The organism is Nostoc sp., from assembly GCF_036917615.1.
Classification (GTDB): Bacteria; Cyanobacteriota; Cyanobacteriia; order Cyanobacteriales; family Nostocaceae; genus Nostoc.
Genome location: NZ_JBALCZ010000035.1, coordinates 26,920 through 50,266, shown reverse-complemented (window position 1 = coordinate 50,266; position 23,347 = coordinate 26,920). Strand labels below are relative to the sequence as shown.

The window sequence follows — 23,347 nt, the reverse complement described above, 5'->3', positions numbered from 1 at the left end:
TATAAGATTTTTGCATATGATCCAAATGTTATTTAGAGCCTACCTCTAACATTACTATGAATCATTAATTCTGCCATTGCGATCGCTCCGAAGTGTATCTGGCTTCTCTTGCATCCCAATTATAGCTTTACTACGTGACGGGGTGGCTGTAAAGCTTTGAGCGACAATCACAATCACAATCCACAATACAATTGCCATCCCAGCTTCAATCGGCACAATTAAAACTTGTGTGTGAAAATTTGCCAACACGCCCGATTAGCTTGTGGGATGCGGAATATGGCTGTGCTAGTTTTGTGAAACTCCGTGAGTGAAGAAATATAAAATATTTTTCCATGAGTGCCGCTCTCTAATGTATAAAGTAAAAACAGATAGAAAACCTTGCTATTGCCCGTGAACATGGAGATAAAATTATCATTTTTAATACCTGGAATAAAGCGACGGGACAATTATTGATAACGGAAATGATTAATCTTGTAAATAATGATAATAGATGTCGCACTAGCCAAATTTTTACAGAAGATGGAAAATTAAAAGGCATAACGTTAATAGTTGAGAAGCGAATTTCTATTTGAAAAATTGATGACGAATTATTGACCACAATTCAGGGATTAGCACAAGATGGTAAACTTTACCCCATGCAAACAGCCTTTATTACCCATGATGCTTTTCAATGTGGCTATTGCACATCGGGTCAAATTGTATCAGCAGTGGAAATGATATTAGAAGAACCGCCAAAATCGGAGGCATAAATTAGAGAAAAGATGAGTGGAAACTTTTGCCATTGTGGAGCATATTCTAATATTATTGCGGCGATTCGGGATGTGCGATGGCTAGGCAATATGCAAAAGTGCAATCGCTTTTTTTCTAGCTGCGATGCCTACGGCGGCAAGCTACGCCATTCAGGCAACATTATGGTTAATTAAGATCATCAGTGATCCGGTAGTCTCTGCAAGCCAATTACTACTGAGTCGCATCATCTCTGCAATCCAACGCGAAAGCTCATGGACAGCTAAACGGCTAAAATCTCTGGCTGAATTTAGTTCTGGGCAACTGCGCTTAGTTACGTTTGTGCGATCGCTAGTCAATGAGATAGTCATAGTATCCTGGGTATTAATTGTGATATTTTGGTTAGCTCGTTGGCAAGGCATTGCAGATGCATAACCAAATGCTGGTCAAAATTCCACTTTACCCGTTGTAGCCTTAATTACACCTGAAGAGAAGTTTGCTGTGGGACGCAAACTTGATGATATATTTGCCTCTCCGTCTTTGAAAGGTTATCGCATTATTGGCGTTGGCGTAGCCCGCCGCACGAGGTCTATTCGATGACTTAAAGGGTTTTCGGTATCTCCCTTATAAAAAGTTATTTATCCTTAACCAATGTTTTATAATGCCCCTTAACTACAGTATCTAGCTCAAGTTACCGCAGATTCAGGGGAAAAATTTGATGAACCAGGGGCAACGTACTCCTAAATCAAGGAGATATTTGACTGAATTAGTTCAGACTTATATTGTTAAAGCTTTACACGCTGCAAGACAGTGGCGCGTACAACTAATACGATGGTTGTACAAGTATTCTGCGTGGGGTGTTGCATCCCTATTCTTGGTCGGAGTTAGCTTGAGTATCGTGATGGCTGCCTGCTCTCCACGTAATGTCAATAATACTGGTAATGCTAGTGCAACTTCCCAGAGTGATGTAACCCTAACGTTTGTTTCCTACTCCGTTACTAGTGCAGCATACCAGCAGATCATTCCCAAATTTATCGCACAGTGGAAGAAAGAACATAACCAAAACGTCACTTTCAATCAAAGCTATGATGGCTCAGGTTCCCAGACTATTGCCGTGATTGACGGTAAAGAAGCTGATGTGGTACATCTGTCACTTGCCCTTGACATTAATAAACTTGTTGAGGCAGGTTTTATTCAACCGGGTTGGGAAAAAGAAGCGCCTAATGATGCAATTGTTACCAAATCTCTAGATGCGATCGCTATCCGTCAAGGTAATCCCAAAAATATCAAAACTTGGGTAGATTTAGCACGAGATGGCGTAAATGTGGTGACACCTGACCCTAGAACCTCTGGTGGTGCTCGCTGGAACTTCCTTAGTCTTTGGGGATCTGTGACAAAAACTGGCGGAAATGAAAATCAAGCAATAGACTTTATCTCCAAAGTCTATAATAATGCACCTTTATTACCTAAAACTGCTCGCAATGCCAGCGAACTGTTTTTCAAAGATGGTCTAGGTGATGTTCTGCTCAACTATGAAAACGAGATGATTTTATCAGCAGAAAATGGCGATAAAATTTCATATGTTGTGCCTGATGTCAATATCTCTATCGACAATCCTGTTGCTGTTGTAGACAAAAATGTCGATAAACACGGTACTCGCCCGATTGCGGAAGCGTTTATCAAATTTATTTACACCCCAGACTCGCAATGAGAGTTTACCAAATTAGGATTTCGTCCCGTTGACCTGACTGTTACAAAAGAAGTGGAAGGCAAATTTCCCAAAATTAAAACTATCTTCAAAGCTCAAGATTTAGGAGGATGGGATGAAATACAAAAGAAATTCTTTGATGAAGGTGCAATATTTGACAAAATTCGAGCGAAAAAGTTTTAAATATTAGGCTTGCAGTTATTACAGAATAGAGCCCAGTAGAGTGGGCATTACAATGCCCACTCTACAAGCGACGAACTATTGACTAGAAATCATCCGATAAAACAACTTTTAGCTTGGTGTTAAGTTCCGGTTCAAAATCACTTCCTTCAGCTACATAATTAATCTCTCCTCCTCCTTCTAAAGCACCAGGGCCACCACAGGCCTTAATTAAATCAACACCGTCCTTTACTTTAATATCTTGACAACCGAATTCAAGTCCATTTGGACCAGTAATTTGAATCTTATTGATTGTTCCAGTTTCACCAATAGGTAAGAAAAGTTTAGCAGAGCGAACAACTGTTTTACTTTGTAAAGGAATTGTTTTATTGATACTGAAGTTACCTGCACTAATTTGAGCTTCTTCGGTGATACTTAAGGTAGCAAAGGTGCTTGGAATTGCCATCGCTGATCTAGGGAAACAGAACACCAGAAATGACAGAGTAAATGCCAAAATAGTTGCCAAGTACATGGACTTTTTTAGTGAATTCATGATAATTTTCTTTGTTCAATTTGTAATTTTTAGTGCAAGCTAGAAGGCAAGTTACCTCTTTTGCTCTACTAAAGAAGCTACGATATCAACTAAAAAATGTATTTAATAGTACCCCTAAGGGTACTATTACCCCTTAGAGTCATATAAATTGTGTTGCAAAAAGTGGCGAAGGTTTGATAAAAGCGTTGAAAGCGGATTATTCAGTAGCCAGAAACACCCCGTTAATCAACTCCAAGCAACCGTACCCTGCAAGAAGCAGACAATCGGTAATCAACCAATCATTTTTTCTAAAGCGATTTGCAAATCTTTTGTCAAATCGCTCACAGCCTGTCTAGCTGCATAGTGATCGCCCTGACAATTTTGAGAGCGTTCAGTAACTGAAATTGGTTCCCCTACGGTGATTTGTGCTTGTCGCAAACCTAACCTCGGTCGCCCCGGAAGCGTTGTATCCTGAATTCTAGAAAGCATATCGAATACAAGCAAAGCTGTTTCCGCAAACCGTTCCGCAGTCGGTTGTTCCTGAATATAACTAGCTGTGACTGCAACAAAACTTTCCACTATCCGCATATGCCGCATTCGCAAGTCTGCTTCTTGGGCAATCCAGTCTGCCAAACCACGTTTAAAGGGTGGTAAAGCATTAATATCTGGCAAATCTTCCCGATAAATGTAATTCCAGCCAGCCTCTTCCAAACGGCGACAGCGGTCAATAAAATTACCCTGCGCCTGAACTCCAAAATATTGTTCGGCAACTTGTAAAGACTTATCTAGTAAGCGATGCAGTCGGGCAATCAACACCTGATTAGGACTAGCAGATTCATCAGTTGAGATGGTTTTTGGGATGTCTTGATGATAGAAGCGACGATAAAACTCTTCCATCTCGGTAATCAGATATTCAGCCAATTTACACAGGCGTTGATAGTAAATCTCTTCGCGCTCGCCCGAATCAATTTCTATTATCGGCAAGCCACTATCAGCTTCCAATTTACTCAATAGCCAATCCAGTCTAAACCAAGGTGGCTCAACGTAGCGATATTGGATAGCGATCGGCACAATGATCACAGTCTCAGAACGGTTGGCTTTTTGCAAGTCTTCTACACACCAGAATCCCAATTGAGCAACACCAGGTTCCAGTGGGCTAACAATACCACTATGACCATTAGTACCGCCTTCCGGTGCAACTGCGATCGGTAGTTCGCCATTAGCAAACAACTGCCGTGCTGTTTGAATAGCTTGGCGATCTAGTCGCCTACCACGATGAACCGGCACACCTCCAATCCGAGAAAACAACCAACCCAGCCAATCTCCAGCCCAAACCGTCATCCCCCGGTCATAGAGAAAATAGCTGTGAACAAGCGATCGCAGTCTAATACCTTCCTGACGAGCAACCTGTGGCACAATGCGAGAAAGCAAATACAGCATACACAGAGGATCTTCTACCTCTGGGTGGCGAAATGCTAACAAAAAGCGAATCTTTCCAGCCTGAAATTGTTGATAAAGTTCAGCTAATACCTCAACATTTTTGGCTTCAACACGGACAATACCAGCCGTTAGCCAAGGTCGAGTGCGGAACCGTAGTGCGATCGGCAGTAACCACCGAACAATCTTGAGTACCAGCGGGTTCAACCGTTGGGGAATAAATTTCAGTGGTGGTTGAGTAGACTGAATCGATCTAGGCAAGTCGCTCTCCAGATTGTATTTCTAGCGATTGTACAACGTGAGGTCTTGGTTTTGCGTAGACCCGCAGCCTCTTATAGTTAGACATCGCTCAGTTTTACCTCTTCAACGATAGACCTAAATATCGGATAAAAAATTATTTTGCATGTTTAGGAAAATTTCGGAATAAATAGCCAAACACTGCTAAGTTCAACAAGAAAATCAATATTTTTATAGTAGAGATACCCAGAATCAATTCATAAATCTCTGGTGGAATACTGATACCGACAAGTCCTAACACCAAGACATGTGCCCAGCGCTTTTCGTACCATAAACCAACGGCTTCAATAGTAGTAACAATAGCATAGATTCCTGTTCCAATGCCGCTAAATGCCAAAGTTCTGGGATTTAAATTAATAACTTTCTTTAAAAGCCAATCAATAATTATCGATTTTCCTTCTAAAACATAATTTTCTGAAAAAACCTCTAGAGTTTGATAATTTTTTAATGTCAATAATAAAGCGAGCGAAGTAACCATAAGCAGCAAGGCAGTAAATGATTTGTAAAAAACAATTGCCATTAATCCCAATGGACGCTTTTTCAAACAACCCCCTAAGTATATATAAGCCCAACTTTGATTAACTGGCTCTGGATGATGCCAACTAAGACGCCTATTGTAGCAATACTTAATCGCCCCATCTTTACCATTTTCCCCTTTGTCCAAACAAGTAAACTCAATTTTGAGTATTACGCTATTCCTGACAGCTTCATAGCTTCACCCAAATGGTTGAGAAACATTCAACCCATCGGATTAGCTAAGTGTAGGAGGTTAAGGTTTAGAACAAAGAAGACACTGTTACTAGAAATAAAGTGATTAAACCTTACATGGTTAAGGATAACTCTATGAAACTTGCAACTTTGATTAATTCTGTAGTTATTATTGGTGCTTTTGCCCTTACATCTGGAATTGCTAACGCTGAACCACCCACAAATAACAACTATGCTGATGCTGGGCAAACAAATATAGCTATCAACTCTAACACATTAAACAGTAGTTATAAGAATGCCAGCTACCTGAAACCCTTTAATCTCGTTTCTCTTGCTTATCAAGGTGGTTTAGAGCAGCAAGGCATTCCTAGTGGGGGAACTTTGATTTTTGAACGCCAGAACAAAAATATTGTTGCGGAAGATTTAGTTAAGGCTGCTGTCAGTGCTAACAAATTACCGCCGCAAATTTTAAAGGATCAAAATTACCTTAGTGCTGTTAAGTCAGAGTTCACCTCCTTATCCAGAGATTTCTCTAACTAAGTACGGTTTCGGATAGGGGCAATTAGATGCAAGACCAACTTCCCTCTCCTCTTACTCCTTGTATACTAAGGAAAATAAGCCCATTCCCGATGAAGGAATGGGCTTTTGATTAACATAGTATGTGCGTAGGCTAGCAAGAACCGCAGGCATCGTACATTGAGATAAATCATATCCAATGGAGGTTAGCGGACTCGAACCGCTGACATCCTGCTTGCAAAGCAGGCGCTCTACCAACTGAGCTAAACCCCCTAAAATTAAAATAGTAGGTAACTTTGATTGCCGTTGTTATTGTAACTTAATATTGTTCCGTGACCAAAGGGATGAAGCCAGAAAATATCCAAGTTGTTGCAGCACTGTATAAATTTGTCAAGCTGCCAGATTTTGCCGATAAACGAGATCCTCTGCTGTCTTACTGCCAAGCACAAGCTGTCAAGGGAACAATTTTGCTGGCACAAGAAGGGATTAATGGTACAATTGCGGGTTCGCGTCAGGCGATTGATTCTGTTCTCTGGTTTCTGCGTTCTGACCCTCGTCTAGCAGACTTAGAATACAAAGAGTCCCATACTGAAACCCCGCCCTTTGAGCGGATGAAGGTGCGGTTAAAGCCAGAAATTGTCACTTTGGGGTTGCCTGAAATTGACCCAAGTGAGCAAGTTGGCACTTATGTCAGTCCCCAGGAATGGAATAATTTGATTTGTGACCCAGAAGTAACTGTGATTGACACCCGCAATGATTATGAAGTGAATATCGGTACTTTCCAAGGGGCAGAAAATCCCCAAACTGGCTCATTCCGGGAATTCCCCGATTATGTGCTACACCACCTCGACCCAACTAAACACAAAAAAGTTGCTCTGTTTTGTACGGGCGGTATTCGCTGTGAAAAAGCCTCATCCTTCATGCTTGCCCAAGGCTTTGCAGAAGTCTATCATCTCAAGGGCGGCATTCTCAAGTATTTGCAGGAAGTTCCAGCACAAGAAAGTTTATGGGAAGGGGAATGTTTTGTCTTTGATGAGCGGGTAGCCGTTAGTCATGGGTTGGATGAAGGGAGTTGTGAGCGGTGCTTCTGTTGTGGGCGTCCGATTTCTGAGGAAGATAAGCTGTCTGGTAAGTATGAGCAAGGTATCTCCTGTCCCTATTGTTTTGATAGCCTTACCCAGGAGAAAAGAGCGCGTCAGCAGGAAAAATGGCGGCACTATCAAAGCCAAGTTGGTAACAAAAATCGGGATGTGAGTTAATCACAAAAGCAAGTTTTAAATGCGGTCATTCATTAGCTTCAGTCAAGGATAATTCGGTATTTAAGGGCAAAATTACTGTAAATGTAGTACCGACTCCAACTTGACTTGTGACACTGATTTTACCCCTGTGAGCATCAACGCACCTTTTAACGATTACTAACCCCAATCCGGTACCCTTGATTGATTGAACATTTGAGGCTCGGTAAAATGATTCAAAAAGTCGAGCTTGGTCTGGTTCCGGAATGCCCATACCTTGATCTTGAATATAAAAAATTGCTACTTTCTCAATCGGGTCGCATATTAAATCAAACTGAATGTTGCCATCTCTTGGAGAATATTTAACAGCGTTTGAGAGGAGATTCTTAAACATGTAATGTAAGAGTCCTTCATCCATTACAGCGTCGGTACGATCGCTATGACAAGAAAAAACAATTTCACAGACGCTACTTTCAACAATAGAAAAATCTTCGATTAACTCTCGACAGAATTGCTCTAAGTTAAGTGGAGCAGGGTTGTATACGAGTTTTTCTGCTTCCGCTCGACCCATAAACAGCACCTCTTCCATGAGTTTTTCCAGAGATTGCACAGCACCTTGAATTCGCTTTAAATAAATACCTCTTTTTGCATCTGTCAAATTTGCTCCTTGCATTTCTATGAGTTCTACTGCCGTTTGAATAACAGTCAGGGGATTACGGAACTCATGAGATACGGTAGAGATAAATAAGGACTTAAGACGGTTAAGTTCTTGCTCCTTCTCCAATGCTTGCTCTAACAATTTTGTATGGCGTCGTTCGCTAAGATCCCGGAAAACAACTACTACACCATTTATCTGGTCAGGTCGTCGCTTCAGTGGTGAAGCACTATCGCCAATTGGAACTTTTTTTCCGTCTTTTGTAATCAGAGATGTGAATTCCCCTAAATAAACAACCTGTTGCTCCCGCAGCACTTTTGTCACAGGGTTTTCTAACGTATCTTCTGTAATTTCATCGACAATATGAAAAATTTCCGCCACCTCATTTCCTAAAGCATCTTTTTGCTGCCAACCAGTCAGCGCCTCAGCTGCGGGATTCATGAATGTCACCGTTCCCTGCTCATTAGTGGCAATTACAGCATCACTCATTGAGTTTAAAAGGGTTGCTAACTGATCTCGATTCTCTCGCAGGTCACGTTCTAACTGGTGTTTTAACAGACCGATCTCGATCGCTATTCTTAAATCTTTGATAGTAAATGGTTTAACGATATATCCGAAAGGTTGGGTAATTTTTGCTCTTTCTAAAGTATGCTCATCGCCATATGCAGTTAAAAAAATCACAGGAACGTCTAACTGCTCACGAATCTGACTGGCAGTAGCAATACCGTCCATCTCACCTTTAAGGATAATATCCATTAATACTAGTTCTGGTTGAGTTTCCGATGCTTTGGCAATGGCAACTTTTCCAGATGAAGCTGTACCTGTAACAATGTATCCTAGTTGACTGAGTTGGCTGGCAATAGTTCTAGCCACAATCACTTCATCTTCAACGACTAAAATCCTAGCTTGAGCCATTTGATATTTACTGATGCAAAGTTAACTGCGTAAATTGGATTTTGAATACTGTTCCATGATTGCGTTCTAGAGTAATATCGCCTTCTAGTTGTTCTGTAACCAAGTCATATACTAATGACAGACCCAAAGAATCAGTATTTGTCCAATCTAAATTATCTGGTAAACCAATCCCATTATCTCGGATAGTCATCTGGATACTATTGCCAACATTACGTAAAGCAATGCTGATTGTGCCTAGTTGTTGGTTGGGAAAAGCGTGCTTGAGGGCATTGGAGATTAATTCGTTGATCACCAGTCCACAGGCAATAGCTTGGTCAACATTCAAACTTACTGAATCTATATCAGTTTCTAGAGCGATTCTACCAGGCCATATTTGATAGGAAATTAGCAAGCTTGCTGCCAAATTATCGATATATTCACCAACATCAATTTGTCCAATATTGGCGGAGGTATATAAATTTTTATGAATTAGAGATATTGACTCAATTCTGTTCTGACTTTCTCGAAGAACTTTAATTACTTCTGGATCTTTGAGTGTTTGAGACTGGAGTTGTAATAGACTGGAGACAATTTGTAAATTATTTTTAACTCGATGGTGAACTTCCTTTAAGAGAACTTCTTTTTCAGCCAAGGCATTTTTTAATTTAACTTGAGCTTTTTGTTTTTGAACAAGTTCAGTTTGAGCTTGCTCAAGGATACTGGATTGTTGAATTGCGATCGCCAATTGGACTGTAAGTTGATCGAGCAAATCTAATTGATTTTCTTCCCACTCGCGCAAACCAGAGCATTGGTGAGCAACCAGTAAACCCCAAAGGTGACAGCCAGGGTTTTTAGAGCTTACTTTTAGTAAAATGGGCATGACTAAATTTGCTTTGACTTCAAACTGTTCTAATAAGCCAATATGGCAATCAGTCAGTCCAGCTTCATAAATATCAGCGATCGCTCGTTTGTGTCCCTGATAATACTCCACTCCTGCGCCTGTTTTAAAACAAGTATCATGAATCTTTACGCCCAAAGAAACTGTCCATCCAGGTTGCACTGATTCCGCCATAATTGTGCCGATCATCTCGGAATCAAACTGATAAACAATTACTCGATCAACCCCAAGTAAATCTCGCACTTCTTGAACTGTTGCATTCAAAATATCTTGAAGATTCAAAGATTGACGAATCCGTTGAGCAACGGTTCGCATCAATTGCTCCCGCTCGGCTTGGGCTTTTAGAGCTAGTTCAGTTCGCTTACGTTCTGTGATGTCTTGCCCAATACCGATAATTTGACCATTTGAAAGGTAAACATTAGTCCAAGACGTATCCAGTAAACGACCATCGCGCACCTGAGTTCTAAAGTCACCCCAATTGTGTTGTGCAGACTGAATAAAATTAATTACATACTGTCGATATTCCGGATTAGGGTATAACGCTTCAAAGACATCGCAAGTTTGGAAATGTTGAAATTTCCAACCTAGAACATTTTCCCATTCTTGGTTCACCCACTGGAGTTTTCCATTAGGATCAATCAAGGCAATCATCAACGGTATACTCTCAAAAATTATCTGCAAAAAGTCATTTTGCTCTTGGAGTTTTTTTTCTAGATTTTTGCGATCATTAATATCATAAAATACTGTTAAAATTGCAGCTTCATTATTAAAATTTAAATATTGTAGTGAAGCGATCGCCCAAAAATCAGTCCCATCTGCTCTTTTTAATTGAAGTTCATAATTATGAACAAAGCCATGTTGATTAAAAAGTTTTAACAGGGTTTTTAAATCGGCGAAATTCTGGTATAAATCTAATAAATATTTGTGATTAACTTTGAACTCTGGAGAAAACCGAAATGTTTGAAGCAACTCTGGATTAGCGTATAAAATCAACCCATCAGACACACGGGAAATAATGAATGGAACAGGAATGGCTTCAGAAATGACTCGAAATCTGGCTTCAGTTTCCTGAAGAGTTCTTTCTATTCGTTTGTGTTCTGTGAGGTCTCGGATATTAACCAACCGAGCGTTATAATTGCCATAGTTTATTGTATCTGTAACAATTTCAACATCAATAATCTGTCCATCTTTTCGCCGATGTCGCCATTGTCCAGCAAAGTGTAAGTTAGGGTAGTTTTGTTCTAAATATTTCAGCAATATAGGCACATCTTCTGGAGGGCAAATGTCAGTTTTTCGCATTTGCAAGAACTCTTCTCGTGAGTAACCGTAGTGAACAACAGCAGCTTCATTTACATCTAAAAATTGCAGATTATTCTGGTTATATACCCACATTGGATTGGGGTTTTTAGAGAAAAGGAGATTAAAACTCCTTTGGCTATCATCAATTACTTGTTGCCGATGTAACTCTAAATACCTGATTAATTGTCGAGCTAACTGTTGTAAGGCTACTTGTTCTTTAACACTCAAGTTTCGCGGTGCAAAATCAATTACACAAAGACTACCTAATGCAAAGCCGCTTGAGGTAATTAGGGGAACACCCGCATAAAAGCGGAAATAATGATTTGATGTTACAAAAGGATTTGTAGCAAACCGTTCATCTTGCAAAGCGTCCGGGATGATTAATATTTGACTTTGCAAGATAGTATACTTACCAAAGGAAATGCTTCGAGGAACTTCCGATATAGTTATTCCGATTTTTGACTTGAACCATTCCCGTTCTGCATCAACTAAGCTAATCAGAGCGATTGGTGTTTCACAAAGGTTAGCAGCTAGTTGAGCTAGTTCATCAAAGATTTCTTCTGGTGGCGTATCTAGAATTTGATACTGATTAAGTACTTCTAGCCGTTGGCTTTCATTTTCTGGAAGTAGCATTAGTGGTTGTGTGACAAAAATTTTTCAAAATATCAGATTTAATTTGCTTAAATCTGAAAAAATAATTAAATTTTTGTAAAATCTGCGAATTTTGTGATGTATTAAATTTGCAATTTAAATATGGAACAGCTGATCATTTATAGATAAAAAACCTTGAGAGCAACATTTCCGAGTAAATCTTTATGATTGTTTATTTGTTGCTGAGTCCAATTTGTTTGCACTGCTATATCTCTATTCAATAACATAGATGAAGCTTGATCAAGTGGTTTTTTTCAACGAAAGTATTATTTCCACCATAAGTATTTTGTGCAGGGTCTAAAATGGTAAGATTTGCCAACGTATTTTTCAAAGGTTCCAGATTAGAGTCTAAAAAACTTTCGTAGTGTCAAGTATGTCTGATAGTTTACACTAGGCAAAGAGCACTTGTACAGAGACGAAAAGGACACAGAAAGAAACTCTCTGCATTCTTTGCGCCTCTAAGATGATTTTTATCTTGGGCGTCCAAGTGTAGTGATATATACAACTGCTTCTTCAACAGGAATACCTAAAACTTCATTTACTTGGTCATCAAAGAATCCACCGATACCACTGACGCCTACATTCAGTTGCATTGCGGCTAAATTCAGGCGTTGTCCCAAATGGCCGGCATCCATATGTAAGTAACGGTAAACGCGATCGCCCAGTATGGCGATCGCAGCTTTCAGATCGGCTGTATGAAACAACACCGCTGCTGCATCCCGTCCTAATTCTTGCCCTAAACAGAGAAAATGTAACTCTCGCCGAAAGTTTTTAAACCGAATTTGGCGTAATTCTTGGGCTTTGGGTGCGTAATAGTAACAACCTGCCTCCAATCCTTGGACTCCGGAAACAGCAATGAATGTTTCTATCAAATTCAGATCAAAGTAGTCTGGAGAAATATCTAAACTTTGATCGATGTAATTTTGCGGCTGGTAAGTGAAATCGAGTAAACTTTTCAATTCATCGAAGGTTAAATCATCACCATTGTAGGCGCGGGTAGAGCGTCGCTTGTACATAGTACTTTCGAGCTCTGACAGCTTTTCTCCCCAGTCTATAGGCGCAGTGGTGGTGAGAATTTTCAAACAGAAAGGAAAATTGTATTTATCCTCCAAAGATTTTTCTTGTTTGATAGCTGGTAGATTGAGATTGCCAGTTATACCTGATTGGATCTGGGTGTGTCGATGGAAATATGTCAGCAATTCACCATCGGGGATTTGGGGATAACTGGTTTCGGTGGCGGAAGGTAAAGCAGTACATCCCAAGGGCAAATTTTGATTGACATCTAACAAGTCTGCCAGAGGTAAGACAGCGATCGCACCTTCTTGTTGCGGATCGATATAAAGTAGATCGTTTACCGATTCATCCACAAAACCGCCGATTAAATGGGGGCGAAAGTCAGTAATAGCACCAGCCAATTCGATATTGCCCAACAGGTGTCCCGCATCTAAAAAAATCCGGCGGTAAGCCCGATCTTTATAGCGCCATGCAGAACGATAGAAAACCGCAGTCACAATAATTGCCAGTTGGGTATTTTCTAAAGAAGGATGCCACAAACAAGCTGTTTGGAGAGTTTGCCAAACATCACTTTCCCAATAATGCATCAGGGAATTAGTCCGACATTGGTAGTTATACAGACCAGGTGGCAATAACGACGTGCCACGGGAAACCACATAGACTTCGGCAGGGTATAGTCCGCCTGCACTAGGAGCAGCACGTAAATATACCGTACTACCCATAGAAGGCATTTTCGCCGTCAATCCATAGCTGCGAAACAGCAGCTGTGAAAGTCTTTGCCACCATTGAGCATCTGGGTTATTAGCAAATCCCTCTGGTTTTTCTTGGATATAAGGTTTGAGATCAAAAGTAGAGCCAATTTTGTACTCTTTGAAGGGCACAGGCTGTTTAGCCCAGTCTAAGCTGTGATTTTTGGAGGCGACAGTCTCAGGGTTGTATTTAGTCCGTTCGTGATAATGCTGAGCAATTGATTGGTGTAATTCTGGCATAGTACTTTCAATATCCTTGGGGCATCCTTTTTTTTGATCTTGGCATTCATTAGCCTGATTATTTCGTGTCAATTAGTACAATTCTCATAGTCACAAAGTGGTAATTGGTAACAACTGAATTGGGGCATTGGGCACAAGAGGCAGAGGGGCACAGGAGATATGTTTTAAAATCCAACTTGGTGTCAACATAAGTTTAATCAGTCTTTGATACTGATTAATCAGGCTTATTGCCTCGTTAAGAGCTAATGCCTACTGGGAGGGCTGCCGCCTTCCTGACTCGCGGCAGCAGCCCAATCAAGTGCATTTCCTTCTTAGATCTAGAAAGGAGGTATAAGAAGGATGAAAAACATTAGTAATGGAACAGCTTCTGGTGAAATGTCGGACAAGGTATTCCCTCAACTGTCAGAGAACTACTCGTCAAGCAGATGATCATTCACCCTAATATTTTTCACAACCGCCGAATCGCAATTTCCAACCCTTCACATACACCGCTAAGAAAATCTAAATCCAAAGTAGCGATCGCATCACTAGGTTTGTGATAATGTGGATTTCGCAAGAATGCCGTATCTGTGACCATAATTGCCGGATAACCCAAATCCCAGAAAGGTGCATGATCACTAAGTCTGGTTTGGGGAACTATTAAACCTCGATTCGGCACGGGTAGCCATTGACTAGATACGCCAGCTTTGCGAATATTACGGCTCATGCCAATTAAATCAGGCAATGTCCGCAAGTTGCCAATTAAAGCAATAAAATCTCCTCTGTCTGGGTAGAAGCGTTCCAGAGGAGGAGGGTAACTTTGGGAGCCGGGTGTAGAATCCTTATACCCTAGCATTTCTAGGGAGATCATTAAGCGTAGCGATCGCTTTTGTTGGTGCAACAGGGCTGCATAGTCAGCACTACCCAGTAAGCCGTATTCTTCCATATCGAAAGCAACTAGCCTTAAGGGATATCTTACAGGTTCGGCAGCAAACTTTCTGGCCAATTCCAGCAACACCGCCACACCTGTGGCATTATCATCAGCTCCTAGTGTTCCCGGAACGCCATCATAATGAGCACCAATTAAAATAGGTGGCAAATCCTTTTTTTGCCCTCTACTTTGGGATGGTAAATTTAATATCAAGTTATTACAAGCTTTACCTCTGACTTCAAAGGTGTGGATTTCCACACTTCCCCATTGGGAAAATTGCTGGCGGATGTATTCTTGGACAAAAAAATGTCCAGCCGTTGCCATGTAAGGATCGCGTTCTCGCGCTATCTCACTCAGGGAAGTTTGTAATCGCTCTGTTAAATTCAAATCTTTCAAATAGTGGCAATATTAGAGTTTTCCGACACTCAAACAAGCAGAACAAGTATTATTAAGGTGCATTTACAAACTTGCAGATACAGTGCATAGAAGTAGCTAGCTCACAAGAATTGACGCTGCTTGGACACACCAATCATCGTCAATGCTATCCTAGTCTTGCAACTATCTCCTTTAGCTGCACTTCTTAGCTTACTGCTTTAATGATGACTATTATACCATTGAGGTGTTTTCATCCTGTGGCACAAAGCTAGAGGTAGTTCCGCCCAATCATAATAAATATATAAGACACTTTAGGAGAAGAGTAACGCATGGGCAAGGTAGTCGGCATCGACTTGGGTACAACCAACTCAGTAGTCGCCGTTATGGAGGGTGGCAAGCCGGTGGTGATTGCCAATGCAGAAGGAATGCGAACAACCCCCTCCGTAGTTGGCTTCAGCAAAGAAGGTGAAAGAGTGGTTGGGCAAATGGCACGGCGACAAACCGTCCTCAATCCCCAAAATACCTTTTTCGCAGTTAAACGCTTCATTGGGCGCAAATATGGCGAACTTAACCCAGATTCCAAGCGTGTACCCTACACTATCCGCAAAGACGAAGTAGGTAATATCAAAGTTGCTTGTCCTCGTCTGAATAAGGAATTCGCCCCAGAAGAAATTTCGGCAATGGTGCTGAAGAAATTGGCAGACGATGCTAGTCGCTATTTGGGTGAACCAGTCACAGGGGCAGTGATTACAGTACCCGCTTATTTTAACGATTCTCAGCGGCAGGCAACCCGCGATGCTGGCAGAATTGCCGGTTTAGAGGTGCTGCGGATTCTTAATGAACCGACTGCTGCATCTTTGGCTTATGGATTAGATCGGGGTGAAACGGAAACTATCTTAGTATTTGACTTGGGTGGTGGCACCTTTGACGTATCGATTTTAGAAGTTGGTGATGGCATATTTGAAGTCAAAGCTACCAGTGGAGATACGCAACTTGGTGGTAATGACTTTGACAAAAAAATAGTAGATTGGTTAGCAGAGCAATTTCTGGAAACAGAAGAGGTAGACTTAAGACGCGATCGCCAAGCTTTGCAACGTCTGATGGAAGCGGCGGAAAAAGCCAAAATTGAGCTTTCTGCTGTCAGCGTCACCGATATTAACTTACCCTTCATCACCGCCACTGAAGATGGCCCCAAACATCTTGAAACTCGTTTAACTCGTTCCCAGTTTGAAGGTTTGTGTGGTGATTTGGTGGGGCGTTTGCGGACACCAGTGAAACGCGCCCTCAAAGATGCCGGACTCTCACCCAGAGACATTGAAGAAGTTGTGCTAGTTGGCGGTTCTACACGGATGCCAATGGTGAAACAGCTTGTGCGGGACTTGATTGGTACAGAACCTAACGAGAACGTCAACCCCGATGAAGTAGTGGGAGTGGGTGCAGCAATTCAGGCAGGCATTCTCGCAGGCGAACTCAAAGATGTGCTGCTTTTGGATGTCACACCCCTCTCTTTGGGATTGGAAACCATCGGCGGCGTGATGAAAAAACTCATTCCTCGCAACACCACGATCCCAGTCCGCCGTTCTGACATTTTTTCCACGTCTGAAAATAACCAAAATACTGTGGAAATTCACGTAGTCCAGGGCGAACGGGAAATGGCAGGAAATAACAAGTCTTTAGGACGGTTCAAGCTGTATGGCATCCCCCCAGCGCCACGAGGAATTCCCCAAGTTCAGGTGTCATTTGATATCGATGCAAACGGTATTTTACAGGTAACAGCCCTAGATAGAACCACTGGGCGAGAACAGAGTATCACTATTCAAGGTGCTTCCACCTTGAACGAGTCGGAAGTAAATCGGATGATTCAAGACGCTCAGAAATACGCTGATGTTGATCGCGAACGTAAAGAAAGAGTAGAAAAGCGGACTCGTTCTGAGGCGTTGATTTTCCAAGCAGAACGACAACTCAGAGAAGTAGCGCTGGAATTTGGTATGCAGTTTGCCCGCAGCCGCCGCCAAAGAATTGATAATATTTGCCGAGAACTAAAAGAGAGTCTCAAAGAAAATAGCGATCGCGGTATTGACCAAGCCTACGCCGACTTGCAAGATGCTCTATATGAGCTAAATCGGGAAGTCCGCCAGATTTATGCTGAAGACGAAGACGACGACTTGTTTGGTACTATCCGTGACATCTTTACTGGTGATAAGGATAAAGAACGCGAATCTCCCAGAGATACATATCGGGAACGCGACTCCTATGGTAAGGACTATGACAGAGATTACGGTAAAGACTATGGGAAAGACTATGGCAGAGATTACGGTAAAGACTATAGCCGAGACAGTCGTTCTTCCTCAGATGACAGCCGTCCTTCACGCAAATCCCGTCCAAGTTACCAAGATAACTGGGATGATGAAGAAGACAATGATTGGTTGTAATACTTTTAATAAAAGTTAGGAGTGAGGAGTGAGAAGTGAGAAGTGAGAAGTAAGAAGTTAAAAATTAAATATTTAAACTCATAACTCTTAACTCCTAACTTCTACCTGCTAATTAATCCAAGATCAAAAATCTAAAATCTAAAATTTAAATAACTGACTATGCAAAATTTGCCGAACTTTCGAGATTACTACGAAATTTTAGGAGTATCTAAAGACGCCTCTAGTGAGGAAATAAAAAAGGTTTATCGGCGGTTAGCAAGGCAATATCACCCCGATCTCAATCCGGGTAACAAAGAATCTGAGGAAAAATTTAAGGATATCGGCGAGGCTTATGAAGTCCTTTCAGACCCAGGCAAGCGATCGCAGTACGACCAGTTTAGCCGCTACTGGAAGCAAAAAGGCTTTGCAGGCAACAAACAAACGCCAAAGGCTAAAACTTGGCAGAGTAGCCAAGCTGATCGCAACCTGAATCAGGACGTAGATCCAAGCCAATTCTCTGACTTTGAAAGCTTTATTAATCAAGTTATCGGCGTCAAAAATAAGAATGGTACAAGTAACTCCAGTAATGGCAATACTAGCGATCCGTTTCGTTCCCCCAGAACAAAAGTTGCCTACACCGTTAACACACCACCTCGCACTACCCGTCGGGATATAGAAGCCAGATTAACGCTTCCACTAGAAAAAGCTTATCAAGGTGGCAATGAACGTATTCGTTTAGAAGATGGGCGATCGCTAGAAGTTAATATGCCTCCAGGTATGGTAACAGGTCAAACCATCCGTTTGCGGAACCAAGGCGTTGGTGATGGCGACCTCTACTTAAAAATTACCGTTGAACCTCATCCATTATTTAAGCTAGAAGGTTTAAATATAGTCTGCCAAGTACCAGTTACTCCCAGTGAGGCAGTTTTAGGAGGACAGGTAGAAGCACCAACTTTGGACGGCCCAGTGAAAATGACAATTCCCCCAGGAGTTAGGTCGGGTCAAAAATTTCGACTAGGGAATAAAGGCTACCCCAGCGATGACGGGAAACGTGGCGATCAATTAGTGGAAATTCAAATAGTTACCCCGAAAAATATTAATCAAGAAGAACGGGAACTGTACGAAAAGTTGCGGCAAATTGAAACTTTTAAACCCCGTGCTGATTTACTGCGTTAGGCATGAAGTCGCATATCAAGCTATTGACCAAAATAATTACTAACTCATAATTCGTAATTCATTGACAGAGCAACTTAATCTATCAATGGATTTAAAATATAAAAAATATCTTTGAGCAAAGTGACTCAAACAGCCGTGAATCACAACGGGGCAATGCCACAAAGCAGTAAATCAACTTATTACTCCCTGCTAGGACTGCATCCCTCGGCATCGGTAATTGACATTCGTCGTGCTTATCGAGAACTTAGTAAACGCTATCATCCTGATACTACAGATTTGCCTACTGCGATCGCCACTCTCAAATTTCAGCAAATCAACGAAGCCTACGCCACCCTTAGCCATCCAGAACGTCGCTTAAGCTACGATTTAAAAATTGGCTATTCCCGGTTTGGAGTGATTCAACCACCTCCTGACTTGAATCATCCCGTCTCACGTTCTCATGACTGGTCAAAATCAGCTTACCTTGATCCGAGCGATCGCCCTCTCTCATCTGGCGAAATCTTTGCTTTATTTATGCTGGTGTTAACATTTGTAGGTTGTCTATTACTAGCAGTAGGCATCGGCTTAACTCGTGGTGAGGCAGCTTTCCAAACGCATTTGCTACAACCAGCTCCATCTGTACAACAGCACATTATCCATGTGTCGCAACCAATTACCCCTATGGTAATTAAAAATTAAAAAATTTCCTAATCCAAAATCTAAAATTCCTATGCCTCTTCTTCCCTCTGATACCCCCCTATATAATCATCCCCTGCCACAAATTGAGCAGTGGCTAAAAGAGCAAGGCTGTCAACAAGACGAAACACAGAGGCATTGCTGGCGTGTGCAGCGGTCTAGTTGGCAAGCTGAACTATGGCTTGATGTTGAGCAAATCATCGTCCGCTATGTCCAATCTGGGGAAAATGGACAAGATATCCAACGTTCATTCAAGTATTCTCTTAGTCGGGATGATATAGAACAAGCTGTGTTTTCAGGCCCATAAAAAAGTGCTAAGTACAATTCACTGTAAATTTAGACAAAAGTCGATAGCGATCGCGTTTTGGAGAATGCGATCGCTTTTAGTATAATTTGGTGTTACTTGTTGTGGTTTTCACAAAATGCGTTAGCGTACCCCTACAATACAAGCAAGCTACGCGCAGCGTTCCGCAGGAAAGCTTAACAAAGTTACCGCTTTTATGAAATTTTCACTCTGCCCAATTTTCTATCTTTAGGTTGGAAATTTGGGAAAAATCTCTGGAATTGCGTGTAACTATTGTTGTATCGTGAGCCAGAGCAATTGACGCAATTCTTAGGTCTTTTTCAATTCTTTTTTTTGCTAGAGCCTTGGAGATTTGCCTTAAGAGGATAATTGCGTCTTCTACTCAGCACTATTTTACTACTTTCCCAAACCGCCGTTCCCGTTGCTGGTAGGCACACAAGGCGCGGTGAAACTCAGCCCGGTCAAAATCGGGCCAGAAAGTATCGGTGATGTAAATTTCCCCATAAGCCATTTGCCAGAGAAGGAAATTTGAGAGGCGCATTTCTCCACTTGTGCGGATTAACAAATCTGGGTCAGTAATTCCTGCTGTGTACAAGTGGCTCTCAAACACTTGTTCATCAATTTCATCGGGTTGTAGTAGACCTTGCTGAACTTGCTTTGCGATCGCCTGACAAGCTTGTAAAATTTCCTGCCGTCCGCCATAATTAGTTGCTACTGAAAACCGGATACCGCGATTATTTTTGGTTTCTGCCATTGAACGCGATATTTCTTTTTGGAGCGATTGTGGCAGGTCTTGCAAATTTCCCACAAACTTAATTTGAACATTCTCTTCGACCATTTCCCGCAGTTCTTGGCGCAAAACTCTTTGAAACAGAGTCATCAAAAAATCCACCTCTTCCTGTGGTCTTTTCCAGTTCTCTGTTGAAAAAGCATAAGCCGTCAGCGCCTGAATTCCCCAATCTTGACAACAGCGAAGTAAATCCTTGAGAGCATCTACTCCTCGCTTATGACCCATAATCCGAGGTAAACCCTGACGTTTAGCCCATCGACCATTGCCATCCATAATTACCGCAACATGTTGGGGCAATAGTTCTTGTTTTAAGTCAGTAGGCAAATCTTGTAGTTTAGTTTGTTGTGCTGTCATTTTTTATCTCGAGAAGCGGTCGATGGTAATCTGAGTAAACGTGAAACCAGTGCTAGTGTCTTTCCACTTATCTGACGAACAAAACTCAACAGACCAGGAGCAACAGCTTCCCTATCAACGCTTGGGGACACAAGAGCCTCTAATGACTCTTTCAGCTTCCTAATCGTCAGCGGTCTATTTAGGGTTCCCCGTTCCGCTAAGGAAATGGAACCGGTTTCTTCAGATACAACGACACAAATGCAATTTTCGACCCGCTCAGTAATTCCCATTGCCGCCCGGTGGCGTGTTCCCAACTGGCGCGAGGCTGTGCGTCCCGAAAGTGGTAAAATTATACCCGATGACACGATCCGCGAACCACGAATTAATGTCGCTCCATCGTGTAACAAAGTTTTCGGCTGAAAAATTGTTTGGATCAGTTCTTTAGAAACCTCCGCATTTAGCTTTACTCCTGGCACAGAAAAATCTCGCTCATCAATTGGACTTGTGGTTTCCAAAATTAGTAAAGCTCCAATGCGGTTTTTTGACAATTCTTTAACAGCCTCAACAATTTCATCAATTACACTATCAGACTTAGGGATTGCCAGACGGTCAGGTTGAAACAGCTGGCGGAATTCGCCACGCCCCAATTGCTCTAAAAACCGTCGAAACTCTGACTGTAGAGCAACTGCCATTGCTACAGCACAACCAATCACTAACTTTTCCAGTACAAAATTTAGCAGAGGTAGCCCTAATTTGTTACTTAGTGCTGAGGCTAACATTAAGATAATGAATCCCCGCACCATCCACAGTGTCCGGCGCTCACTAATAATAACTAGTATTATGTACGTCAGCGCCAGCACTAATACAATATCCAGAGTTTCAAGCAGCAAGGACTGCGACCATCCCAGGTTTGTCAGCCATTGCTTCCACCAATCTGTCATGACATCTGGATTACACTTTTGCCTCTAATTACAGTTAGTCATTAGTCATTAGTCATTAGTCATTAGTCATTAGTAACTAGTAATTAGTTCCTGGCTAATGAACGCCACTTGCTTTAACTCTCTTGACTAAAGCAACGTAGTGGCTCTTAATGACCCTTACAGGTCTGCCAGTCACTTGCAGAAGGGTTTTCCTCGCGCAGTGCTGGACTCACTAAGGACAAATGACTATTTCTTTAGTCTTTCTGGTAAGCGATCTTGTCGAATTAAGTCTTGATAAGTTTCACGTTGCAAAATTAAATTTGCTTCGCCATTCGCCACTACGACTGCTGCCGGTCGGGGCAAGCGGTTATAGTTAGATGCCATACTGTAATTGTACGCACCAGTTCCCATAACTACGAGAATATCCCCTGGTTCAGTCTTTGGGAGTAGTGCATTTTTAATCAGAATATCTCCTGATTCACAATGTTTACCAGCAATTGTGACTGTTTGGGTTAAGGGAGAAGACATTTTGTTGGCAACGACTGCTCGATAAACTGATTGGTAAGTAATCGGGCGGGGATTGTCAGACATTCCTCCATCAATTGCCACGTAGGTACGAATTTCTGGAATGACTTTGGATGAACCGACGGTGTAGGCAGTGACGCAAGCTGTAGCAATTAGCGATCGCCCCGGTTCACACAGTAACTTCGGCAAAGGCAGATTTTCGATTATACAAGCTTCTTGGATTACTTCACAAATCGGTTTTACCCACTCTTCAATGCTAGGGGGATCGTCTGATTCTGTATACTTAATCCCTAAACCACCACCGACGTTTAACTCTGTCAGTTTTAAACCATACTTTGCCGCTTCCCGCAACCACTGTACCATGAGAGCAGCTAAATCCTGATGCGGTTGGCGCTCAAAAATTTGGGAACCAATATGAGCGTGTACTCCTACGCAGTTAAGGACAGATTGTTGACTGACAAAAGTAAACAATTCCCCTAGCTGATTGGGATCAAAGCCAAATTTACTATCTAGTTGTCCCGTGCGGATATATTCGTGCGTATGACATTCGATACCTGGAGTCAACCGCAGCATAATTTGAGGGTTTCGTAAAGTTGTATACAACTTCTCTACAATTTCTACTAGAGTACGTAACTCGTGCCAGTTATCCACCACAATAGTGCAACCGGATTCTATGGCAAAAATTAGTTCTTCACGAGACTTGTTATTGTTATGGAGGTAGATTTTATCAGCACTGACACCCGCTTGTAGGGCGGTGTAGAGTTCCCCCCCAGATGCTACATCTATTCCTAATCCTTCTGATGCCGCGATCGCACAAACTGCTAAACAATTCCAAGCTTTTGAGGCATACAATACTTGAGATTCACCCTTGTAGTATTGCTTGAAAGCATCTCGGTATTGCTGACAAGCCGAACGCAGGGTTTCTTCATCTAAAATATATAAAGGTGAACCAAACTGCTCAACTAGGGTTGTGACATCACACTCACCAATTTCCAGGAGGTCATGATTATGAACTCTGGCAGTCAAGGGTAAAAGTTCTTGATTAGGCGATGGATTTGGGCTGGTGTCGCGCCTTTGAGGTAAATACTGACTTCCAGAATGTTGAACCCCAGTGGGGTGAGTCGATACCATAACTATAAAAGTTGTCCTTGTTCAAATTAGGGGCTTTGAGTTCGTCTCCCGATTCCCAGTTTACAAAGGGTTTGTAATC

Annotated in this window: 21 protein-coding genes, 1 tRNA gene and 1 pseudogene; 11 read left to right on the top strand and 12 right to left on the bottom strand. The window is 41.8% G+C overall.

Annotated elements, in window-relative coordinates:
* Window positions 1–54 precede the first annotated feature (54 nt).
* The gene (locus V7K85_RS13360) at window positions 55–249 is read right to left on the bottom strand and encodes a hypothetical protein (RefSeq protein ID WP_334814135.1); all 195 of its coding nucleotides are present in this window, start codon (window positions 247–249) and stop codon (window positions 55–57) included.
* 212 nt (window positions 250–461) lie between these two features.
* Between V7K85_RS13360 and V7K85_RS13355 the strand changes: the two genes are divergently transcribed.
* The 5 genes and pseudogenes from V7K85_RS13355 (at window position 462) to V7K85_RS13335 (ending at window position 2,617) form a co-directional block, all read left to right on the top strand.
* Entirely contained in the window at window positions 462–572 is a 111-nt protein-coding gene (locus V7K85_RS13355; RefSeq protein ID WP_334814134.1) for a DUF3598 family protein, read from the top strand.
* 18 nt (window positions 573–590) lie between these two features.
* Window positions 591–749, top strand: a complete 159-nt coding sequence (locus tag V7K85_RS13350; RefSeq protein ID WP_334814133.1) for a 2Fe-2S iron-sulfur cluster-binding protein — start codon at window positions 591–593, stop codon at window positions 747–749.
* 12 nt (window positions 750–761) lie between these two features.
* Window positions 762–923, top strand: a complete 162-nt coding sequence (locus V7K85_RS13345; protein ID WP_334814132.1) for a hypothetical protein — start codon at window positions 762–764, stop codon at window positions 921–923.
* Window positions 874–1,161 (top strand): hypothetical protein, encoded by a 288-nt coding sequence (locus V7K85_RS13340; RefSeq protein WP_334814131.1) that lies wholly within the window; start codon window positions 874–876, stop codon window positions 1,159–1,161. Before V7K85_RS13345 ends, V7K85_RS13340 begins: the two co-directional genes overlap by 50 nt.
* Window positions 1,162–1,444: 283 nt before the next feature.
* Window positions 1,445–2,617: pseudogene (locus V7K85_RS13335) on the top strand (sulfate ABC transporter substrate-binding protein).
* An 82-nt stretch (window positions 2,618–2,699) separates the two neighbouring features.
* Here V7K85_RS13335 and V7K85_RS13330 read toward each other — a convergent pair.
* The 3 genes from V7K85_RS13330 to V7K85_RS13320 all read right to left on the bottom strand — a co-directional run bounded on the left by V7K85_RS13330 (window position 2,700) and on the right by V7K85_RS13320 (window position 5,523).
* On the bottom strand, window positions 2,700–3,059 hold the full coding sequence (locus tag V7K85_RS13330; protein ID WP_334814130.1) for a hypothetical protein: 360 nt from the start codon (window positions 3,057–3,059) through the stop codon (window positions 2,700–2,702).
* A gap of 357 nt (window positions 3,060–3,416) precedes the next feature.
* Entirely contained in the window at window positions 3,417–4,823 is a 1,407-nt protein-coding gene (locus tag V7K85_RS13325; protein ID WP_334814129.1) for a 1-acyl-sn-glycerol-3-phosphate acyltransferase, read from the bottom strand.
* Between the two features lie 133 nt (window positions 4,824–4,956).
* Window positions 4,957–5,523: a DUF2127 domain-containing protein gene (locus tag V7K85_RS13320; protein ID WP_442940581.1), complete on the bottom strand. Its 567-nt coding sequence runs from the start codon at window positions 5,521–5,523 to the stop codon at window positions 4,957–4,959.
* 179 nt (window positions 5,524–5,702) lie between these two features.
* Between V7K85_RS13320 and V7K85_RS13315 the strand changes: the two genes are divergently transcribed.
* On the top strand, window positions 5,703–6,107 hold the full coding sequence (locus V7K85_RS13315; RefSeq protein ID WP_334814128.1) for a hypothetical protein: 405 nt from the start codon (window positions 5,703–5,705) through the stop codon (window positions 6,105–6,107).
* Between the two features lie 176 nt (window positions 6,108–6,283).
* Here the strand turns inward: V7K85_RS13315 and V7K85_RS13310 are convergent.
* A tRNA-Ala gene (locus tag V7K85_RS13310) sits at window positions 6,284–6,356 on the bottom strand.
* Between the two features lie 71 nt (window positions 6,357–6,427).
* Between V7K85_RS13310 and trhO the strand changes: the two genes are divergently transcribed.
* Entirely contained in the window at window positions 6,428–7,342 is a 915-nt protein-coding gene (trhO, locus tag V7K85_RS13305; protein ID WP_334814151.1) for an oxygen-dependent tRNA uridine(34) hydroxylase TrhO, read from the top strand.
* A 25-nt stretch (window positions 7,343–7,367) separates the two neighbouring features.
* On the opposite strand, the gene V7K85_RS13300 is transcribed toward trhO, so the two are convergent.
* The 4 genes from V7K85_RS13300 to V7K85_RS13285 form a co-directional block, all read right to left on the bottom strand.
* On the bottom strand, window positions 7,368–8,888 hold the full coding sequence (locus V7K85_RS13300) for a hybrid sensor histidine kinase/response regulator (protein ID WP_334814127.1): 1,521 nt from the start codon (window positions 8,886–8,888) through the stop codon (window positions 7,368–7,370).
* Between the two features lie 7 nt (window positions 8,889–8,895).
* Entirely contained in the window at window positions 8,896–11,697 is a 2,802-nt protein-coding gene (locus V7K85_RS13295) for a PAS domain S-box protein (RefSeq protein ID WP_334814126.1), read from the bottom strand.
* A 488-nt stretch (window positions 11,698–12,185) separates the two neighbouring features.
* Window positions 12,186–13,718: a SagB/ThcOx family dehydrogenase gene (locus V7K85_RS13290; protein ID WP_334814150.1), complete on the bottom strand. Its 1,533-nt coding sequence runs from the start codon at window positions 13,716–13,718 to the stop codon at window positions 12,186–12,188.
* Window positions 13,719–14,166: 448 nt separating this feature from the next.
* Window positions 14,167–15,015, bottom strand: a complete 849-nt coding sequence (locus tag V7K85_RS13285; RefSeq protein WP_334814149.1) for a M28 family peptidase — start codon at window positions 15,013–15,015, stop codon at window positions 14,167–14,169.
* 317 nt (window positions 15,016–15,332) lie between these two features.
* Here V7K85_RS13285 and dnaK point away from each other — a divergent pair, with 317 nt between their 5' ends.
* The 4 genes from dnaK to V7K85_RS13265 all read left to right on the top strand — a co-directional run bounded on the left by dnaK (window position 15,333) and on the right by V7K85_RS13265 (window position 19,572).
* Complete coding sequence (dnaK, locus tag V7K85_RS13280; protein WP_334814125.1) at window positions 15,333–17,435, top strand: molecular chaperone DnaK; 2,103 nt, start codon at window positions 15,333–15,335, stop codon at window positions 17,433–17,435.
* Window positions 17,436–17,594: 159 nt separating this feature from the next.
* The gene (locus V7K85_RS13275; protein WP_334814124.1) at window positions 17,595–18,590 is read left to right on the top strand and encodes a J domain-containing protein; all 996 of its coding nucleotides are present in this window, start codon (window positions 17,595–17,597) and stop codon (window positions 18,588–18,590) included.
* 153 nt (window positions 18,591–18,743) lie between these two features.
* Window positions 18,744–19,268 carry a J domain-containing protein gene (locus tag V7K85_RS13270; protein WP_334814148.1) on the top strand — a complete coding sequence of 175 codons (525 nt, stop codon included), beginning with the start codon at window positions 18,744–18,746 and terminating at the stop codon, window positions 19,266–19,268.
* Between the two features lie 31 nt (window positions 19,269–19,299).
* A complete protein-coding gene (locus tag V7K85_RS13265) occupies window positions 19,300–19,572 on the top strand; it encodes a DUF3143 domain-containing protein (protein WP_334814123.1) in 273 nt (90 codons plus the stop codon).
* Window positions 19,573–19,957: 385 nt separating this feature from the next.
* Here the strand turns inward: V7K85_RS13265 and V7K85_RS13260 are convergent, their stop codons facing one another.
* From V7K85_RS13260 to lysA, 3 genes are all read right to left on the bottom strand, one after another.
* The gene (locus V7K85_RS13260; protein ID WP_334814122.1) at window positions 19,958–20,713 is read right to left on the bottom strand and encodes an isoprenyl transferase; all 756 of its coding nucleotides are present in this window, start codon (window positions 20,711–20,713) and stop codon (window positions 19,958–19,960) included.
* Window positions 20,710–21,633 carry a diadenylate cyclase CdaA gene (gene cdaA, locus V7K85_RS13255; RefSeq protein WP_334814121.1) on the bottom strand — a complete coding sequence of 308 codons (924 nt, stop codon included), beginning with the start codon at window positions 21,631–21,633 and terminating at the stop codon, window positions 20,710–20,712. Before cdaA ends, V7K85_RS13260 begins: the two co-directional genes overlap by 4 nt.
* A gap of 225 nt (window positions 21,634–21,858) precedes the next feature.
* On the bottom strand, window positions 21,859–23,268 hold the full coding sequence (gene lysA / locus V7K85_RS13250; protein ID WP_334814120.1) for a diaminopimelate decarboxylase: 1,410 nt from the start codon (window positions 23,266–23,268) through the stop codon (window positions 21,859–21,861).
* Between the last annotated feature and the right edge of the window lie 79 nt (window positions 23,269–23,347).

What these genes read in the sequence shown, in the direction of transcription:
- V7K85_RS13330 (WP_334814130.1), bottom strand. Translation starts at nt 3,059, where the DNA reads ATGGCAATTCCAAGCACCTTTGCTACCTTAAGTATCACCGAAGAAGCT.
- V7K85_RS13260 (WP_334814122.1), bottom strand. Translation starts at nt 20,713, where the DNA reads ATGACAGCACAACAAACTAAACTACAAGATTTGCCTACTGACTTAAAA.
- dnaK (WP_334814125.1), top strand. Translation starts at nt 15,333, where the DNA reads ATGGGCAAGGTAGTCGGCATCGACTTGGGTACAACCAACTCAGTAGTC.
- lysA (WP_334814120.1), bottom strand. Translation starts at nt 23,268, where the DNA reads ATGGTATCGACTCACCCCACTGGGGTTCAACATTCTGGAAGTCAGTAT.
- V7K85_RS13355 (WP_334814134.1), top strand. Translation starts at nt 462, where the DNA reads ATGATTAATCTTGTAAATAATGATAATAGATGTCGCACTAGCCAAATT.
- trhO (WP_334814151.1), top strand. Translation starts at nt 6,428, where the DNA reads ATGAAGCCAGAAAATATCCAAGTTGTTGCAGCACTGTATAAATTTGTC.
- V7K85_RS13290 (WP_334814150.1), bottom strand. Translation starts at nt 13,718, where the DNA reads ATGCCAGAATTACACCAATCAATTGCTCAGCATTATCACGAACGGACT.
- V7K85_RS13295 (WP_334814126.1), bottom strand. Translation starts at nt 11,697, where the DNA reads ATGCTACTTCCAGAAAATGAAAGCCAACGGCTAGAAGTACTTAATCAG.
- V7K85_RS13265 (WP_334814123.1), top strand. Translation starts at nt 19,300, where the DNA reads ATGCCTCTTCTTCCCTCTGATACCCCCCTATATAATCATCCCCTGCCA.
- V7K85_RS13275 (WP_334814124.1), top strand. Translation starts at nt 17,595, where the DNA reads ATGCAAAATTTGCCGAACTTTCGAGATTACTACGAAATTTTAGGAGTA.
- V7K85_RS13345 (WP_334814132.1), top strand. Translation starts at nt 762, where the DNA reads ATGAGTGGAAACTTTTGCCATTGTGGAGCATATTCTAATATTATTGCG.
- cdaA (WP_334814121.1), bottom strand. Translation starts at nt 21,633, where the DNA reads ATGACAGATTGGTGGAAGCAATGGCTGACAAACCTGGGATGGTCGCAG.
- V7K85_RS13270 (WP_334814148.1), top strand. Translation starts at nt 18,744, where the DNA reads ATGCCACAAAGCAGTAAATCAACTTATTACTCCCTGCTAGGACTGCAT.
- V7K85_RS13340 (WP_334814131.1), top strand. Translation starts at nt 874, where the DNA reads ATGCCTACGGCGGCAAGCTACGCCATTCAGGCAACATTATGGTTAATT.
- V7K85_RS13300 (WP_334814127.1), bottom strand. Translation starts at nt 8,888, where the DNA reads ATGGCTCAAGCTAGGATTTTAGTCGTTGAAGATGAAGTGATTGTGGCT.
- V7K85_RS13315 (WP_334814128.1), top strand. Translation starts at nt 5,703, where the DNA reads ATGAAACTTGCAACTTTGATTAATTCTGTAGTTATTATTGGTGCTTTT.